The organism is Pseudomonas sp. R2-7-07, assembly GCF_003852355.1.
Lineage (GTDB): Bacteria > Pseudomonadota > Gammaproteobacteria > Pseudomonadales > Pseudomonadaceae > Aquipseudomonas.
The window spans coordinates 686,691-702,691 of the sequence record NZ_CP027759.1 but is presented as its reverse complement, the minus strand read 5'-3'; the positions used below and the strand labels follow the sequence as shown (position 1 = coordinate 702,691).

At 61.5% G+C, this 16,001-nt stretch carries 15 protein-coding genes; 6 read left to right on the top strand and 9 right to left on the bottom strand.

The features are described 5' to 3' along the window. Positions 1-94: 94 nt before the first annotated feature. The 5 genes from ureE (at position 95) to C4J86_RS02900 (ending at position 3,752) form a co-directional block, all read left to right on the top strand. Positions 95-595: an urease accessory protein UreE gene (ureE, locus tag C4J86_RS02920; protein WP_124369410.1), complete on the top strand. Its 501-nt coding sequence runs from the start codon at positions 95-97 to the stop codon at positions 593-595. After that, a complete protein-coding gene (locus C4J86_RS02915; RefSeq protein ID WP_124369409.1) occupies positions 592-1,266 on the top strand; it encodes an urease accessory protein UreF in 675 nt (224 codons plus the stop codon). Before ureE ends, C4J86_RS02915 begins: the two co-directional genes overlap by 4 nt. Before the next feature lie 22 nt (positions 1,267-1,288). After that, the gene (ureG, locus tag C4J86_RS02910; protein ID WP_017849719.1) at positions 1,289-1,903 is read left to right on the top strand and encodes an urease accessory protein UreG; all 615 of its coding nucleotides are present in this window, start codon (positions 1,289-1,291) and stop codon (positions 1,901-1,903) included. Positions 1,904-1,922: 19 nt separating this feature from the next. After that, positions 1,923-2,495: a HupE/UreJ family protein gene (locus tag C4J86_RS02905; RefSeq protein ID WP_124369408.1), complete on the top strand. Its 573-nt coding sequence runs from the start codon at positions 1,923-1,925 to the stop codon at positions 2,493-2,495. 156 nt (positions 2,496-2,651) lie between these two features. Beyond that, entirely contained in the window at positions 2,652-3,752 is a 1,101-nt protein-coding gene (locus C4J86_RS02900) for an AGE family epimerase/isomerase (protein ID WP_124369407.1), read from the top strand. Positions 3,753-3,861: 109 nt separating this feature from the next. Here C4J86_RS02900 and C4J86_RS02895 read toward each other — a convergent pair whose 3' ends face one another. The 9 genes from C4J86_RS02895 to C4J86_RS02850 all read right to left on the bottom strand — a co-directional run bounded on the left by C4J86_RS02895 (position 3,862) and on the right by C4J86_RS02850 (position 14,933). Then, on the bottom strand, positions 3,862-4,767 hold the full coding sequence (locus C4J86_RS02895) for a cation diffusion facilitator family transporter (RefSeq protein ID WP_124369406.1): 906 nt from the start codon (positions 4,765-4,767) through the stop codon (positions 3,862-3,864). 186 nt (positions 4,768-4,953) lie between these two features. Then, the gene (locus C4J86_RS02890) at positions 4,954-5,718 is read right to left on the bottom strand and encodes an SDR family oxidoreductase (protein ID WP_124361050.1); all 765 of its coding nucleotides are present in this window, start codon (positions 5,716-5,718) and stop codon (positions 4,954-4,956) included. 773 nt (positions 5,719-6,491) lie between these two features. Further along, on the bottom strand, positions 6,492-7,208 hold the full coding sequence (locus C4J86_RS02880; RefSeq protein ID WP_124361049.1) for an ABC transporter ATP-binding protein: 717 nt from the start codon (positions 7,206-7,208) through the stop codon (positions 6,492-6,494). After that, a complete protein-coding gene (locus C4J86_RS02875) occupies positions 7,205-8,080 on the bottom strand; it encodes an ABC transporter ATP-binding protein (protein WP_124361048.1) in 876 nt (291 codons plus the stop codon). The genes C4J86_RS02880 and C4J86_RS02875 overlap by 4 nt, the downstream gene beginning before the upstream one ends. Next, complete coding sequence (livM, locus tag C4J86_RS02870) at positions 8,077-9,354, bottom strand: high-affinity branched-chain amino acid ABC transporter permease LivM (RefSeq protein ID WP_124361047.1); 1,278 nt, start codon at positions 9,352-9,354, stop codon at positions 8,077-8,079. Before livM ends, C4J86_RS02875 begins: the two co-directional genes overlap by 4 nt. A 2-nt stretch (positions 9,355-9,356) precedes the next feature. After that, positions 9,357-10,271, bottom strand: coding sequence for a branched-chain amino acid ABC transporter permease (locus tag C4J86_RS02865; protein WP_048727385.1), 915 nt, complete (start codon positions 10,269-10,271; stop codon positions 9,357-9,359). A gap of 200 nt (positions 10,272-10,471) precedes the next feature. Beyond that, positions 10,472-11,608 carry a branched-chain amino acid ABC transporter substrate-binding protein gene (locus C4J86_RS02860; RefSeq protein ID WP_124361046.1) on the bottom strand — a complete coding sequence of 379 codons (1,137 nt, stop codon included), beginning with the start codon at positions 11,606-11,608 and terminating at the stop codon, positions 10,472-10,474. 374 nt (positions 11,609-11,982) lie between these two features. Continuing rightward, positions 11,983-13,266 (bottom strand): FAD-binding oxidoreductase, encoded by a 1,284-nt coding sequence (locus tag C4J86_RS02855; RefSeq protein ID WP_124369405.1) that lies wholly within the window; start codon positions 13,264-13,266, stop codon positions 11,983-11,985. Between the two features lie 176 nt (positions 13,267-13,442). Continuing rightward, a complete protein-coding gene (locus tag C4J86_RS02850) occupies positions 13,443-14,933 on the bottom strand; it encodes an aldehyde dehydrogenase family protein (RefSeq protein ID WP_124369404.1) in 1,491 nt (496 codons plus the stop codon). Positions 14,934-15,087: 154 nt separating this feature from the next. On the opposite strand from C4J86_RS02850, the gene C4J86_RS02845 reads away from it, so the two are divergent. Beyond that, the gene (locus C4J86_RS02845; RefSeq protein WP_124369403.1) at positions 15,088-15,978 is read left to right on the top strand and encodes a LysR family transcriptional regulator; all 891 of its coding nucleotides are present in this window, start codon (positions 15,088-15,090) and stop codon (positions 15,976-15,978) included. Positions 15,979-16,001: the final 23 nt, after the last annotated feature.

Below are 16,001 nucleotides of genomic sequence, written 5' to 3'. Positions count from 1 at the left end.
CTCGCGCCCTGCTGACAGGAAATTCCTACGCGCCTGCCGGGTTGGCAAGCCCCTTGCTCTAGCTCCCTTATCGCTCATAGCCGGAAGCTTTCTGATGCTGGTGATCCACCGCCGAATCGCCCCGCAAGCCCTCTGGGCCGCCGAACTGCTGCTGAACTTCGAAGCCCGCAGCAAAAGCCGCCTGCGCTGTTTCAGTGCCGAGGGTGAAGACGTCGGCCTGTTTCTGGAGCGTGGGCAACCGCCGCTGCATGATGGCGAATTCCTACAAGCTGAAGACGGACGCGTCGTACGTGTCTGCGCGCGCCCTGAACAGCTGATGCATGTCACCTGTCGCAACGCGTTTGAACTGACCCGCGCCGCCTATCACCTTGGCAACCGCCATGTGGCCCTGCAGGTCGGCGATGGCTGGCTGCGCCTGCTCGATGACTATGTGCTCAAGGCCATGCTTGAGCAGTTGGGCGCCGACGTGCACACCATTGAGGCGCCCTTCCAGCCTGAACACGGGGCCTATGGCGGTGGCCATCATCATTCGCGGCATGGCGATGAAGCCTTCAACTACGCGCCCAAACTGCATCAGTTCGGCGTGCGTCTATGAACCCAGCCTGGGCGCTGTTGCGCCTGGCCAGTCCGCAGTTGCCGATTGGTGGCTACAGCTATTCCCAGGGCCTGGAAATGGCCGTGGACAACGGCCGCGTCAACGATGCCGCCAGCGCGCGGCGCTGGATCAGCGATCAATTGCTGCTCAACCTCGCGCGTTTCGAAGCGCCGTTGCTGCTCGCCCATTGCCGCGCGGCCACAGAACAGGCGTGGCCACGCCTGGCGCAGCTGTGTGAAGAACACCGTGCCAGCCGCGAAACCCGCGAGCTGTATCAGGAGAGCCGGCAGATGGGTTACTCCCTGCAACAACTGCTCAATGGTTTGCCGGAACTGGACGCCGCCGCCCGTGACTTTCTTGCCCACCACCCTGAACCCCATCTCGCCCTCGGCTGGGCGCTGGCCGCGCGGGCCTGGGCAATCAGCGCCGACGACGCGCTCGCCGCCTGGCTATGGAGCTGGCTGGAAAATCAACTGGCCGTGCTGATGAAAACCCTGCCCCTGGGCCAGCAAGCCGCGCAGCGCTTGACCAGCGAGCTGCTGCCGCTGCTGCAACAGGCCCAGCAGGAGGCCGACCGCATCGAACCCGATCATCTGGGCAGCGCCGCCTTTGGCCTGTCTTTGGCGTGCATGGCTCATGAACGCCAGTACAGCCGCCTGTTCCGTTCCTGAGACTGTTTTTGGAGAACCTGACATGAACACACAACCCCTGCGCGTCGGCATCGGCGGCCCGGTAGGCTCCGGCAAGACCGCCCTGACCCTGGCCCTGTGCCTGGCGCTGCGCGACCGCTACAACCTGGCGGTGGTCACCAACGACATCTACACCCGCGAAGACGCCGATTTCCTGGTGCGCAACCAGGCCCTGGCGCCGGAGCGCATCATCGGCGTGGAAACCGGCGGCTGCCCGCACACCGCCATCCGCGAAGATGCCTCGATCAACCTGGAGGCGGTGGACCAACTCAACCGGCGTTTTCCCGGCCTGGACCTGATTCTGGTGGAGTCCGGCGGCGACAACCTGTCGGCGACGTTCAGCCCCGAGCTGTCAGACCTGACCATCTATGTGATCGATGTGTCCGCCGGCGACAAACTCCCGCGCAAGGGCGGGCCCGGTATTTGCAAATCCGACCTGCTGGTGATCAACAAGATCGACCTCGCGCCGCTGGTGGGTGCCTCGCTGGAGTTGATGAACAGCGACACCCAACGCATGCGCAATGGCAAACCCTTTGTGTTCAGCAACCAGAAAACCGGCGTCGGCCTGGATGAAATCGTCGCCTTTATCGAACGCCAAGGCCTGCTGACCGCTGCCTGATCCCCTACGGAGCCTGTGTATGAACCTCAAGAAACTGTTCGCCGCCGCCACATTGCTGCTGGCCCCCGCCCTCGCGTTTGCTCACCCGGGTCACGGCGACAATGGCCTGGTTGCCGGCATCAGCCACCCCCTGGGTGGTCTCGATCACTTGCTGGCCATGGTTGCGGTCGGGCTGTGGGCGGCACAGCAAAAAGGCAACGCACGCTGGGCCCTGCCTTGCGCCTTCGTCGGCACCATGTTGATTGGCGGCATGCTGGGGTTTGAAGGCCTGCAATTGCCGGCGCTGGAAAGCGGGATTGCTGCGTCGGTGCTGGCGCTGGGCCTGGCGGTGGCGCTGGCGGTACGGCCGCCGTTGTTCGTTGCGGTGGGTGTGACGGCGTTGTTTGCCCTGTTTCACGGCGTGGCCCATGGTTTGGAACTGCCGGACATGTCCAGCCCCTGGGCGTATGCGGCGGGGTTTGTCGGCGCGACTGCGGCGTTGCACGCGGCGGGCTATGCGGTGGTACGTTTGCTGCCAGCGGCGGCGGCACCGTTGGTGCGGGTGGCCGGGGCTGCTTCCGCTGCAACTGGGGTCTGGTTGCTGGCGGGCTGATAGATCATTCCCACGCTCCGCGTGGGAATGCAGCCGGGGACGCTCCGCGTTCCTACGCATGACGCGGAGCGTCATGAAAAGCATTCCCACGCAGAGCGTGGGAACGATCAGCCTGATACCATGCGCGCCACACCCCTGCCGTGACGACGCCAGCCGATGCCCCAACCTCTTTTGAACTCCGTGCTCACGCACTTCCACAACCTGATCGTGCCGCTCTGGCAGGGCCCGGGCTGGAATGCCGACCTGGCGCTGCCGTACGAGGCACTGGACGCCGATCACCAGCCGTTACCCCCACAACGCTACCGCGCCATGGCCTGCGCCCGGCAGTTGTACCTGTTCGCCAGCCTGATCGGCGAACCCGGTGCAGCCTTTGCAGAGGAGCGCGCCGCCACCCTGTTCCGCTCCTTGCAAAGGCACTTCCACGACGCCGAACACGGCGGCTGGTTCTACAGCATCGACCCGGCCGGGCAGCCGCTGGATAAACGCAAAGACCTCTATACCCACGCCTTCATCATCTTTGCCTGCGCCCATTACTGGGCCAAGGTGCGTGAACCATTGGTGGAATCGGTGCTCAATGCCGCGCTTGCCGTGGTCGCCGAACGCTTCGCCAGCGGCGACGGCCTCTACGAAGCGGTGCTCGAGCGCAACTGGTCAAGCCTCAAGTCGGGCCCCTTGCAGAACCCGCTGATGCACCTGGCCGAAGGCTTTCTCGCCACACTGGCGGTGCGTGACGATTCCCTCACGCGTGACGCATTGCTGGACTTGGCCGGCGCCCTGCAAAAGCGCTTTATCGACCGCCAGCACGGCGTGATGATGGAAAAACCCCTGGGCGCTGTGGATAACTGGTTCGAGCCAGGGCATCAGTTCGAGTGGTTCTTTTTGCTCGAGTCGTCAGAGGTGCTGCGCGGTACAGCGCTGCATGCCTCACTGACACGAGCGTTTGCCTATGCTGAGCAAAAGGGTGTGAATAAGTTGAGCGGTGCGGTCAGCGGCATGCTGTCTGTGGATGGCACGGTGCGCGACGGCACACAGCGTATCTGGGCGCAGGCTGAATACCTGCGGGCATTGACCTTGCGGCCCGGCAGCGAAGCGGTGCTGCAACGCCAGTTGCTGGCGCTGCAGAACAACTTCCTGCACGACAAGGGCTGGCATGAATGCCTGGATGCCCAGGGTGCGGTGAGCCGACGGGACATGCCTTCTACTACCCCTTACCATTTGGCTACTTGCTATCAGGGGCTGATCCAGCACCAGGGCTGACCTTCAGGGCCTCATCGGGGGCAAGCCCCCTCCCACACGTTGATTTGTGAATGCATTCAAATGTGGGAGGGGGCTTGCCCCCGATGGCCTCACCTCGGTCTAACTGACTTCACGCAATCCACTTGCGATCCCCAGTAAAACTGATCGTCAACCAGCGCGCCGCATCCGGCGTGCCTAGCCCTGTGGATATCTCCTCGCGCAGCAGGTCGAGGGTCGCGACGTTATCCACCGGGTAATCCGCCGGCAACACCACATGGATTTCGATGAACCGCGCCCGCCCGTGCTTTTGCACATAGGACACGTAGTCATCGAAACCATGCCTGGCCTTGGCCGCGTCCATCACTTCGCGCACGGTGTCGTCCAAATGATCCGGGGCAATCCCCAGCACCTCACGCAACGCCGGGCGCAGGATCTTGAAGGCCGGCGCCAGCATGCTCAGGGCCAACAGGATCAGGATCAGCGGGTCGACATACACCGCCCATTCGCCATACCCCTGGGACTTGAGCAGCAGTGCCGCCAGAAAGCTGATCAACAGGCCTACCGACAGCATCGCGTCCACCAGCCAACTGATGTTGTCGAACTGGATCAGCGAGGATTTCAGCGTGCGATTGCGATAGCGCACATAGAAGAAGTAGGCGAACTCCACCACGGTAAACACCGCCGCATAAATGATCACCAGGCCCAACTCGATCTCGCGCCCGCCGTTGATGATGCCGAACACGCCGTTGAGAAACGCATAGATGGCGATCAACAGCAGAAAGCTGCCTTCGATCAACAGCACCATAGGCTCCAGGTGCCAGTAGCCGAACTGGAACCGCTCGTTGCTTTTCTTGACGATCAGCTTGGCCGTGATCAGCATCAACACCTTGATGGCGGTGGCGATCAGCGAGAAAAAGCCGTCGAACAGAATGGATTGGGCGCCGGATATCACACCCGTGACAATCCCGGCGATCGCAACTGCGAACATCAGGATGGTCGATTGTTTGAGCAGTGCCTGCTCACCTCGGTTACTCACATTTCCTCCCGTCAAAACCTTTAAACCGCACAGTGCGGAGGGTTTTCAGGAGCGGAGTGTACCTTTGATCGTTCCCACGCTCTGCGTGGGAATGCATGGTGTGACGCTCTGCGTCACCAGCAAAGCGCGACGCAGAGCGTCCCCGGCGGTATTCCCACGCGGAGCGTGGGAACAATCAGTTGAGCCTTACTTGGCCCCGCGCTCAATCGCAAACCCAGCCCAGGTCTGGCTCACCGGCATCAGCTCCAAGCGGTTGATATTTACGTGCGCCGGCGTATTCAGCACCCAGAAGATCGTGTCGGCAATATCCTGCGGCTGGATCGGCTCGGCGCCCGCGTAGGTCGCGTCATAACGCGCCTGATCGCCGCCGAAACGCACCAGGGAAAATTCGCTCTCGCACAAGCCCGGCTCGATGTTGGTCACACGCACACCGGTGCCTTGCAGATCGCAGCGCAGGTTCAGCGAGAACTGCTTCACGAACGCCTTGGACCCGCCATACACATGGCTGCCCGGGTAAGGGTAGTTACCGGCGATGGAACCCAGGTTGATGATCCCGGCGCCACGGCCATGGGCGATCAGGCGCGGCAGCAGCAGGTTGGTGGTGGTCAGCAACCCTTTGATATTGGTGTCGACCATGGTTTCCCAATCGTCGAGGTTGCACTTGGGCGCGGGATCGGTGCCCACGGCCAGGCCGGCGTTGTTGATCAGCCCGCGCAACGTGGCGAACGAGGGCGGCAGGTTGGCAATGGCGTCTTCCATGCCTTTGCGATCACGCACGTCCACCACCAGGCCATGCACTTCGGTTTGCTTGGAAAGTTCTTCGACCAGCGCATTCAAGCGCTCGGCACGCCGACCGGTGAGCACCAGTTTCCAGCCAGCTTCGGCAAAACGGCGGGCACAGGCTTCACCGAAACCTGAAGTGGCGCCAGTAATAAACAGCGTGTCGGACATGGTGGTCTCCTTGCGGGCAACGGGAAAAGTTGCCAGCAGAATGCCCTTACGCTGCCCTCGCGGCAACCGCTACGCGCGCATCTTCCTACTCGCCTGATCACTTTTTAACCACGCCGGGCAGAGCTATGCAGATCAAGGCCTGCAGCCACATACGCGCAGGTTATCCACAACTGCGCCCACAGTCTTTGGGGGCAAGTGCAAATCGCCTTGAGCCGCGTGATACAAGGCCTGCAGGAGCTTTTAGAAAGTTTTTTGCTTGACCTGGACAGAGGCGTATGTAGGCGTTTTCCCCGGTGAACATCTAGACGATGGCTCCAGGCCAGTCATTCCGGCCTCTGCGGCAGTCTTTCCAGAGTTTAGTCACAGACTTATCCACAGGCAGGAGTGACATGCAACGGTCATATACCTGTGTCTTTAAACAGGTTGACAAACCCCTCGAAGGGTCGCGAAAAAGTGGCTGATCAAATACTAACCACACCGCTGCAAGCCACGGTTTCAGAGGCCTGCAGCCAGCTACTCCCACCTTACCCACAGCCGGTTCCACAGCGGATGGGGACAAGTCAAAACTGTGACAAAACAGGGATTTGCGGCGGCTATATGTCGCGCTTTGGAGGGGAGCTGAATTTGTTTTCCACAATTTGGTGGAAGGCCTTGTGGATCACACAAAACAATGTGGGAGGGGGCTTGCTCCCGATGGCGTTTTGTCAGTCAGCACATCTGAAACTGACACTCCGCTATCGGGAGCAAGCCCCCTCCCACAGGGTACCGCGCAGTCAGTGACCGCCCAGGTAGGCGTTGCGCACTTCTTCATTCACCAGCAGTTCCTTGCCCGTACCGGTCAGGCGAATCTCGCCGTTGACCATTACATAGGCGCGGTCCGACAAGCGCAGGGCGTGGTTGGCGTTCTGCTCCACCAGGAAGATGGTCATCCCGGTGGAGGCCAGCTCGCGCAGGGTGGAAAAGATCTGCTTCACCACGATCGGCGCCAAGCCCAGGCTGGGCTCATCAAGCAGCAACAGCTTGGGCCGGCTCATCAGCGCGCGGGCGATGGCGAGCATTTGCTGCTCGCCACCAGACATGGTCATCGCGCGCTGGTTACGCCGCTCCTTGAGCCGTGGAAACAGCTCGAACATGCGTTGCATGTCTTCCTGCGCGAACTTGTCGCCAATGGGGATGGTGCCCATCAGCAGGTTTTCCTCGACGGTCATGTCGGGGAATACCCGCCGCCCTTCCGGCGACTGCGCGATGCCGTTGGAGGCGATGTAGTGGGACGACTTGTGGGTAATGTCCACGCCGTTATAGAGAATCTGCCCCGACTCGGCCCGTGGCTGGCCGAAGATCGACATCAGCAGCGTGGATTTGCCCGCGCCATTGGAGCCGATCAGGCTGACGGTTTCGCCTTCGTTGATGTACAGCGAGACTTTTTTCAGGGCCTGGATCGGGCCGTAGAACACGTCCAGGTCCTTCATTTCGAGGATAGGCCCGTTCATACGAGTTCCTCTTCGTCTGCGCCCAGGTAGGCGGCGATCACTTTCGGGTCGTTGCGGATCGCGTCCGGCCCGCCTTCGGCGATCACGTTGCCGTGGTCCAGCACCACGATGTGGTCGGAAATACTCATCACCATGCCCATGTCGTGTTCGATCAGCACCACCGTGAGGTCGTGTTCGTCGCGCAGCAGGCGAATCATCGCGCTGAGGGCTTCGGTCTCCTGGGGGTTGAGGCCCGCCGCCGGTTCATCCAGGCAGATGATCTGCGGCCGCGTGCACATCGCGCGGGCGATTTCCAGGCGGCGCTGCTGGCCGTAGGAAAGCTCGCCGGCGAGGCGGTTGGCGCAGTCCACCAGGTCGACCACTTCCAGCCAGTAGAACGCGTGGTCGAGGGCATCGCTTTCGGCCTTGCGGTAGCCCTTGGTGTTGAGGATACCGGCGAGCATGTTGCGGTTGACCCACATGTGCTGGGCCACCAGCAGGTTCTCCAGCACCGACATTTCCTTGAACAGGCGAATGTTCTGGAAGGTCCGCGCCAGGCCCGCGCGGTTCACCAAGTGGGTGCCGCCGAACATCTTGTAGTACACCCGGCTGAAAAAGCTTTTGGGCGAGACGAAATCGGTGGCCTGGAAGCGCTCACCCAATAACTGGATCACATTGGTCTGCTTGCCACGCACGTTGAGTTCGATCTTGCCGCCACTGGCCTTGTAGAAACCGGTGAGGCAGTTGAACACGGTGGTCTTGCCGGCGCCGTTGGGGCCGATCAGGGCAAAGATCGAGTTGCGCTTCACCTTGAGGCTTACATCGCTCAAGGCCTTGATGCCACCGAAGTGCATCATCAGGTGTTCAACGGAGAGGACGACTTCCTTGCTCATGGCGCCACTCCTTTACGTGGTGTCACACCGGTGCGGCTGATGCGGATCAAGCCGCGCGGTCGCCAGATCATCATCACCACCATCAACACGCCAAACAGCAGCACGCGGTATTCAGAGAAGCTGCGCAGCAGTTCCGGGGCAACGGTCAACACGAACGCCGCGATCACCACACCGACCGTCGAGCCCATGCCGCCCAAGACCACGATGGCCAGGATCAACGCCGACTCGAAGAAGGTAAACGACGACGGGTTGACGAAGCCCTGGTAACTGGCGAAGAACACCCCGGCCAAACCAGCCGTGGAGGCACCGATGGTGAACGCCGAAAGCTTGACCAGTACGTGGTTCAGGCCCATGGAGCGACAGGCGATTTCATCTTCGCGCAGGGCTTCCCAGGCACGCCCGACCGGCATGCGGGTCAGGCGATGCTTGATGTACAGCACGGCCAGCACCACCAGAAACAGCACGATGTAGATGAACATGAACTTGATATTGGGGTTGTAATCGATGCCGAAGAACTCGTGGAACGGGATGCCGCCGTCCTTGGCACGCTTGCCGAACTCCAGGCCGAGGAAGGTCGGCGAAGGCACCGGCATCCCGTTCGGGCCACCGGTGAACGACAGCCAGTTGTTGAGCACCAGGCGAATGATTTCACCGAAGCCCAGGGTCACGATGGCCAGGTAGTCACCATGCATTCGCAATACCGGAAAGCCGAGTATGCACCCCGCCAACGCCGCCGCGATGGCCGCCAGCGGCAGCACCGTCCAGAAACCCAGGCCGAGGTATTGGTAACCCAGCGCCAGGCCGTAGGCGCCGATGGCGTAGAACGCCACATAACCCAGGTCGAGCAGACCGGCCAGGCCGACCACGATGTTCAGGCCCAGGCCGAGCAATACGTAGATCAGCCCGAGGATCACCACGGTCAGCAGGTACTTGTTGGCAAAGATCGGAAACACGATGGCGATCACGATCAGCGCCGGAATGATCCAGCGCAGCCGCGACTTGTAGTCCGGCGCCCGCACGTGCACGCCGGAGCCGCTGCTCTCGAAACCCTGCAGGATCTTCACGCCCTTGGGGGTTTGCAGGAACAGGCTGAGGGCAAAGCGCCCGGCCATCACGATGGCGACCAACGTGGCCACGCGCGCCGGTTCCAGGTTGAAGCTGTAGCCGTCGAGCACCACGCCGACGATCGGGCCGAACACGATCAGCGAAATCAGCCCGGCGAGGACCGTATCGACCACACTTTTCTTGATATCGATAGATTTGGCAGCAGACATGTTTACACCTTCGCCACAAGTGGGCGACCAAGCAGGCCCTGGGGACGGAAAATCAGAATCACCACCAGCAGGGAGAAACTGAACACGTCTTTGTAGTCGGAGTTGATCAACCCCGAGAACAGCGACTCGGAGATACCGAGGATGATCCCGCCCAGCATCGCCCCAGGCAGGGAGCCGATGCCGCCGAGTACCGCTGCGGTAAACGCCTTGATGCCGATGATGAAGCCGGCGTAGAAGTCGAAGGTGCCGTAATTGAGAGTGATCAGCACGCCGGCCAGGGCGGCCATGGCGGCGCCGATGACGAATACGTAGGAGATCACGCGGTCGGTGTTGATGCCCAGAATCGAGGCCATCTTGCGGTCTTGCTGGGTGGCGCGGCACATGCGGCCGAGCTTGGTGTATTTGATGATGTAGGTAAGCAACGCCATGCCGGCGAATGCCGCCACGAGGATGAACACTTTGGTGTAGGTGAGTTGCACGAACCCGGTGCCGATATCGACGCGCCAGGCGCCGGCCAGCAGGGTGGGAATGCCTTGTTGCTTGGCGCCCTGGGCGATCTGCGCGTAGTTCTGCAGGATCAGTGAGATACCGATGGCGCTGATCAGCGGAGCCAGTCGGGTGGAGTTGCGCAGCGGTTTGTAGGCGACACGTTCGATGACCCAACCGTACACGCCGGTGACGACGACGGTGAAGACCAAAGTGCCGAGAATGAGCAGCGGGAAGGATTCGATGCCGAAGTAAGCCAGCAGTGCCAGACTGATCGCCGCGAGGTAAGCGGAAATCATATAAACCTCGCCGTGGGCGAAGTTGATCATGCCAATGATGCCATAGACCATTGTGTAGCCGATGGCGATCAGGCCATAGACCGACCCGAGGGTCAGGCCGTTGACCAGTTGCTGCAGGAAAATACCATCCATAACGCAATCTCACGCGGTGAGCACCTGCACACCGGTGGGTGTGCGGCGCTTCTGGAGGAAAAGACAGATCTTGATAACAGCACGGTCTCCTGTGGGAGGGGGCTTGCTCCCGATTGCGGTGTGCCAGTCAATAGATTTGAACCTGATCCACCGCTATCGGGAGCAAGCCCCCTCCCACATTGGGACTGTGGTGCAGAGCCTTACTTCTGCTTTTCCAGCTGGTGGTATTTACCGTCTTTGTCCCACTGGTAAACCACATAGTCGGAGATTTTCAGGTCGCCCTTGGTATCCCAGGCCTTTTCGCCCATGACGGTTTTAACCGGGTGAGCCTTCAGCCACTTGGCTGCGTCCTCGCCCTTGTTCGACTTGGCGCCGTTGAAGCCGGCGGCCAGGGCCTGGATCGAGGCGTAGGCGTACAGGGTGTAGCCTTCGGGCTCGGTGCCGTTTTTACGGAACTGCTCGACCACCGCCTTGCTGTCCGGCAGCAGGCGCGGGTCGGCGCCGAAGGTCATGTAGACGCCATCCACGTACTGCGCACCACCGGCGGTCGCCACCAGTTCGTCGGTTACGATGCCGTCGTCGGACATGAACTTGACGTCTTTCAAGCCAGCTTCACGAATCTGGCGAACCAGCGGGCCGGCTTCCGGGTGCAAGCCGCCGAAGTACACAACGTCGGCGCCCAGGGAACGGATCTTGGTGACCAGGGCGCTGAAATCTTTCTCGCCACGGGTCAGGCCTTCTTCCAGCACCGGCTTCACGCCGCGCTTGGTCAACTGGGCAGCGGTGGCGTCGGCCAGGCCCTTGCCGTAGGTGTCCTTGTCGTTGATGACCGCGACTTTCTTGCCCTTGAGCACGTCGACAATGTAGTCGCCGGCGACGATGCCTTGCTGGTCGTCACGCCCGCACATGCGGAACATGGCGCCCAGGCCGCGCTCGGTCACCTGTGGGTTGGTGGAGCCGGGGGTGATGGCGATGATGCCCGCTTCGTCATACACCTCGGAGGCCGGGATGGTGTTGGAGGAGCAGAAGTGCCCGACCACGCCGATTACTTTGTCCTGGTCGGCCAGGCGGTTGGCCACGGCCACTGCTTGTTTCGGCTCGCAGGCGTCATCGCCGGCCACCAGCACGATTTTCTCGCCGTTGACGCCACCCGCCTTGTTGACCTCATCGGCTGCCGCCTGGGCACCCTTCATGTACTGCTCACCGAAAGCGGCGTTGGCACCCGTCATCGGGCCTGCCACGCCAATTTTCACATCAGCTTGAACAAACGTAGAAACACCCAGCGCCGCTGCAACGGCGAGGGCCAGAAAACCTTTCTTGTAAAACGTCTGGGACATGAGTGGTGCTCCGATATTTTTGATTTTTGGCACGACAACTTGCGTTCAAACTTTTCACTGAAAGCTCAGAGCAAGCCGCGTGCCATTACTTTTTTATTCTTCAAAAAGACACGGTGTCATTGTTATTGCTGGCGTTTCGAGTCCTTTCGCCAGGACGTGCAACCGTCTAGCTCCGACAGGTGCAACCGGCACACCAAAAAAGTACAACCCAGAACGGTGGCACCTGCAACCGGAGGGATAAACGACAGCTCCACTACTTGTAACCAGCTGCGTAACGGAACTGCACATTTACAGTGCGCGATTGCTACGACTTGCACCAATACAGATGGGTAGCCGGCTAAGAAAATGCCGGCTTCCGCGCGCTATTTCGTGGATCAGATCACGATCCGCAGGCATTGCCCGGCGTGATACAGCGAGAATCCCGCTTCATACAGGCAACTGCGCAGGCATGCGCCCGCCAGGGGTTGCATCGGTGTAAAGGGAATCGGCAGCGCCTGGGGATTCTGGTGACACAGATAGTCGGCAAACGCTTTACCGACCACGCTGCCGGTGGTCACCCCGCGGCCGTTATAGCCGGTGACCGCCACCAGCCCAGGCGCCGGCTCAAACAAACGCATCAAATGGTCGGGTGTAAAGGCAATGCAGCCGGTCCAGGTGTATTCCCACTGCACCGATTTGAGATACGGAAAGTAGTGCTGCTGCACTCGATCGGCCCACGCCTTGAGGAACCAGGCCGGCTTCTGGTTGCCATTGCCCAGGCTGCCGAGCAACAGGCGGCCATCGGCATCACGGCGGATGCTGCTCAACACTTGGCGCGTGTCCCATGAACCCTGGCCACCCGGCAGGATGCGTGTGGCGGCGTCATCGGTGAGCGGTGCCGACGCAACCTGATAGTAATAACCGGGGAAGAAATTGCGGCGCAGCTCGGTCCATTCGCCTTCGGTGTAGGCATTGGACGCGATCACCACCTGTGCGGCGCGCACCGCGCCCTGGGCGGTCTGCACCAGCCAGTCTGCGCCCTGGCGTTCAAGCTGGGTCACCGGGGAATGATCGAATAACTGCCCGCCCAACCCGGCCGCCGCATTCGCCAGGCCGCTGGTGTAGGCCATCGGGTTCAAGGTGCCGGCGCGTCGGTCCAGCAACGCGGCGGCGATTTTCGTGGTGCCGGTGGCCTGCTCGCACGCCTGCCCGGTCAGCAACTCGACCGGCGCACCCCGGCGCTTCCATTGCGCTTCCCGGCTGCGCAAGTCCGCCTCGCCACGGGCGTTGTGCGCCATGTGCAAGGTGCCCTCGCGGCGCAGTTGGCAATCGATGGCGTATTTGTCGATCAGGCCGAATACCAGCGACGGCGCGGCGCCCAACATGCGATTGAGCTGACTGCCCACGGCGTCGCCGAAACCGGCTTCGATCTCGTCCGGCGGGATCCACATGCCGGCGTTGACCAGCCCGACGTTGCGCCCCGAACCGCCATGGCCGGTGCGGTGAGCCTCCAGCACCGCGACGCTTTTACCCTGTTCCAGCAAGTGAATGGCCGCCGACAAACCAGTGATGCCTGCACCGATCACGCATACATCCACCTTGATTTCGCCTTTGAGCGCGGCGCGATCCGGCCGGCTCGGGGTGAGGTGTTCCCACAAACATGTTTCGCGTAAGGGCATTGCCAGACTCCGATGAGACCTAACAAACAACTTTTCAGAATTGAAAATCCGGCCGAATGTGGGAGGGGGCTTGCTCCCGATAGCGGTGGGTCAGCTACAGAGTCGCTGACTGAAGCACTGCTATCGGGAGCAAGCCCCCTCCCACATTTTTGCTCTCACTTCGACTTGAGGGGGCTTCAGTCGAAGGTGATGCCCTGAGCCAGCGGCAACTCCAGCGAGTAGTTCACGGTATTGGTCTGGCGCCGCATATACCCGCGCCACGCATCCGAGCCCGACTCACGCCCGCCGCCCGTCTCCTTCTCACCGCCAAACGCACCACCGATTTCCGCGCCACTCGGGCCGATGTTGACGTTGGCAATCCCGCAGTCACTGCCCACCGCCGACATGAACTGCTCGGCTTCGCGCACATCGGTGGTGAAGATGCATGACGACAAGCCTTGTGGCACCGCGTTGTTCAGGCGCAGGGCCTCGGCAAAGTCGGTGTAGCCGATCACATACAGAATCGGCGCGAAGGTCTCGGTGCACACCACGTCGCTCTGCTCGGGCATTTCCACAATCGCCGGCGACACGTAGTAGGCGTTGGGGAACTGGTCTTCGAGCTGGCGCTTGCCGCCGAACACCTTGCCGCCCTCGCTCAGGGCTTGCTCCAGGGCGTCCTGCATGTTGTCGAAGCCGTGCTTGTCGATCAGCGGACCGACCAGGTTGCCTTCCAGCGGATGGCCGATGCGCACCTTGGCGTAGGCGGCCTTGAGGCGGGTGACGATGTCGGCCTTGACCGATTCATGGGCGATCAGCCGGCGCAGGGTGGTGCACCGCTGGCCGGCGGTGCCGACCGCACTGAACAGGATGGCGCGCACGGCCATATCCAGGTCAGCGCTGGGGCTGAGGATCATCGCATTGTTGCCGCCCAGTTCGAGGATGCTGCGGGCAAAGCGCGCGGCAACTTTCGGCGCCACTTCGCGGCCCATGCGGGTGCTGCCGGTGGCGCTGATCAGCGCCACACGCGGGTCATCCACCAGCGCGGCGCCGGCATCGCGACCGCCGATAATCACTTGGCTGAGGTACTGCGGTGCATCCTTGAAATTCTTCAATACCCGTTCGAACAGCGCCTGGCAGGCCAGCGCGGTGAGCGGGGTCTTTTCCGACGGCTTCCAGATCACCGCATTGCCGCACACCAGCGCCAGCGTGGTGTTCCACGCCCACACGGCAACCGGGAAATTGAACGCGCTGATCACGCCGACCACGCCCAGCGGGTGCCAGGTTTCCCGCATATGGTGGCCGGGGCGCTCGGAGGCGATGGTCAAGCCGTAGAGTTGGCGTGACAAGCCGACGGCGAAGTCGCAGATGTCGATCATTTCCTGCACTTCCCCCAGGCCTTCCTGGGTGATCTTGCCGGCTTCCCAGGAGACCAGCTCGCCAAGGTCGGCCTTGTATTGGCGCAACATGTCGCCCAACTGACGCACCAGCTCACCGCGACGCGGGGCCGGCACTTTGCGCCAGGCGTCGAATGCATGCTCGGCGCGACTGACCTGCTGCTCCACCTCGGCGGCGCCTTCCCAGTGCACACTGCCGATACGGCTGCCATCGATCGGCGAATGCACGGGTTGTGTACCCGCCTGGTACAGCGCCGGGTCTACCCCGAGACGGTCAAGCAATGCGGCAACCATGGGTCACTCCTTCAAACAAAAACAGAAAAATGTGCGCCGCAACCGGCGCGGCGATCCAGGCCTCATTTGTAGCTGGCCCAAGACTTGCCAACAAACGACGATTAGGCGAGATATCATTCCGTTTATTCATGCAAAGAATAAAAAGAGGCATGCCGTGCTGAACAAAAGACATTTGCCTTCGATCACCGCCCTGCAGTGTTTCGAAGCCGCCACCCGCCACCTGAGCTTTACCCGCGCCGCCGAGGAACTGAACCTCACGCAAAGCGCGGTGAGCAAACAGGTGGCGCAGCTGGAAGAGTTGCTGCAACACCTGCTGTTCCGCCGGGTGCGGCGCCGCTTGCAGATGACCCCGGCGGGCGATCTGTACCTGGTGGAAGTGCGCAAGATCCTCACCCAGGTGGAGATGTCTACTCACTATCTGCGTTCCTACGGCGGCGAAACCGAAGTACTGCGCGTGTCCACGCCCTACACCTTCGGGGCACGCTGGCTCGTGCCGCGCCTCAAGGGCTGGCGCCTGCGCCACCCGCAGATTCATTTGGACCTGTGCAACGAACAGGAACCGGACGAACTGCTGCAAGGCAAGGCCGACATGGCGTTCTACTTCGGCCAGGGTTCACGCCCCGGCACCGAAAGCTTGAAGTTGTTCAGTGAAGAACTCATCCCTGTGTGCGCCCCGGAGAGCCTGCCGACAGCGCCGTTCACCGACCCCACCCAACTGAGCGAGCTGGTGCTGCTGCAAAACGCCTCACGCCCCCAGGGCTGGCATGACTGGTTCGCCAGCCAGGGTTTCCACACAGAGCACAGTTATCACGGGCCGCGCTTTGACACCTTCTATATGTGCATTCGCGCGGCGCAAGTCGGCTGCGGCGTGGCGCTGCTGCCGCGGTTTCTGGTGGAGGAAGAACTGGCCGACGGCAAGCTGGTGATTCCCTGGCAGCATGCGATGCCGAGTCAGGATGCGTATTACCTGGCTTATCCGGAGCATTCGGCGGAGGTGCCCAAGGTGCGCGAATTTGTGAAATGGATGATGGAGCAAGTTGTTTAGTGCCTGAAATACCGCTATCGGGA

Excerpts from the sequence above, each read along its gene's own strand:
- C4J86_RS02905 (WP_124369408.1), top strand. The coding sequence starts at position 1,923 with ATGAACCTCAAGAAACTGTTCGCCGCCGCCACATTGCTGCTGGCCCCC.
- livM (WP_124361047.1), bottom strand. The coding sequence starts at position 9,354 with ATGTCTGCTGCCAAATCTATCGATATCAAGAAAAGTGTGGTCGATACG.
- C4J86_RS02890 (WP_124361050.1), bottom strand. The coding sequence starts at position 5,718 with ATGTCCGACACGCTGTTTATTACTGGCGCCACTTCAGGTTTCGGTGAA.
- C4J86_RS02860 (WP_124361046.1), bottom strand. The coding sequence starts at position 11,608 with ATGTCCCAGACGTTTTACAAGAAAGGTTTTCTGGCCCTCGCCGTTGCA.
- C4J86_RS02875 (WP_124361048.1), bottom strand. The coding sequence starts at position 8,080 with ATGAGCAAGGAAGTCGTCCTCTCCGTTGAACACCTGATGATGCACTTC.
- ureE (WP_124369410.1), top strand. The coding sequence starts at position 95 with ATGCTGGTGATCCACCGCCGAATCGCCCCGCAAGCCCTCTGGGCCGCC.
- C4J86_RS02900 (WP_124369407.1), top strand. The coding sequence starts at position 2,652 with ATGCCCCAACCTCTTTTGAACTCCGTGCTCACGCACTTCCACAACCTG.
- C4J86_RS02865 (WP_048727385.1), bottom strand. The coding sequence starts at position 10,271 with ATGGATGGTATTTTCCTGCAGCAACTGGTCAACGGCCTGACCCTCGGG.
- C4J86_RS02880 (WP_124361049.1), bottom strand. The coding sequence starts at position 7,208 with ATGAACGGGCCTATCCTCGAAATGAAGGACCTGGACGTGTTCTACGGC.
- C4J86_RS02855 (WP_124369405.1), bottom strand. The coding sequence starts at position 13,266 with ATGCCCTTACGCGAAACATGTTTGTGGGAACACCTCACCCCGAGCCGG.
- C4J86_RS02915 (WP_124369409.1), top strand. The coding sequence starts at position 592 with ATGAACCCAGCCTGGGCGCTGTTGCGCCTGGCCAGTCCGCAGTTGCCG.
- ureG (WP_017849719.1), top strand. The coding sequence starts at position 1,289 with ATGAACACACAACCCCTGCGCGTCGGCATCGGCGGCCCGGTAGGCTCC.
- C4J86_RS02850 (WP_124369404.1), bottom strand. The coding sequence starts at position 14,933 with ATGGTTGCCGCATTGCTTGACCGTCTCGGGGTAGACCCGGCGCTGTAC.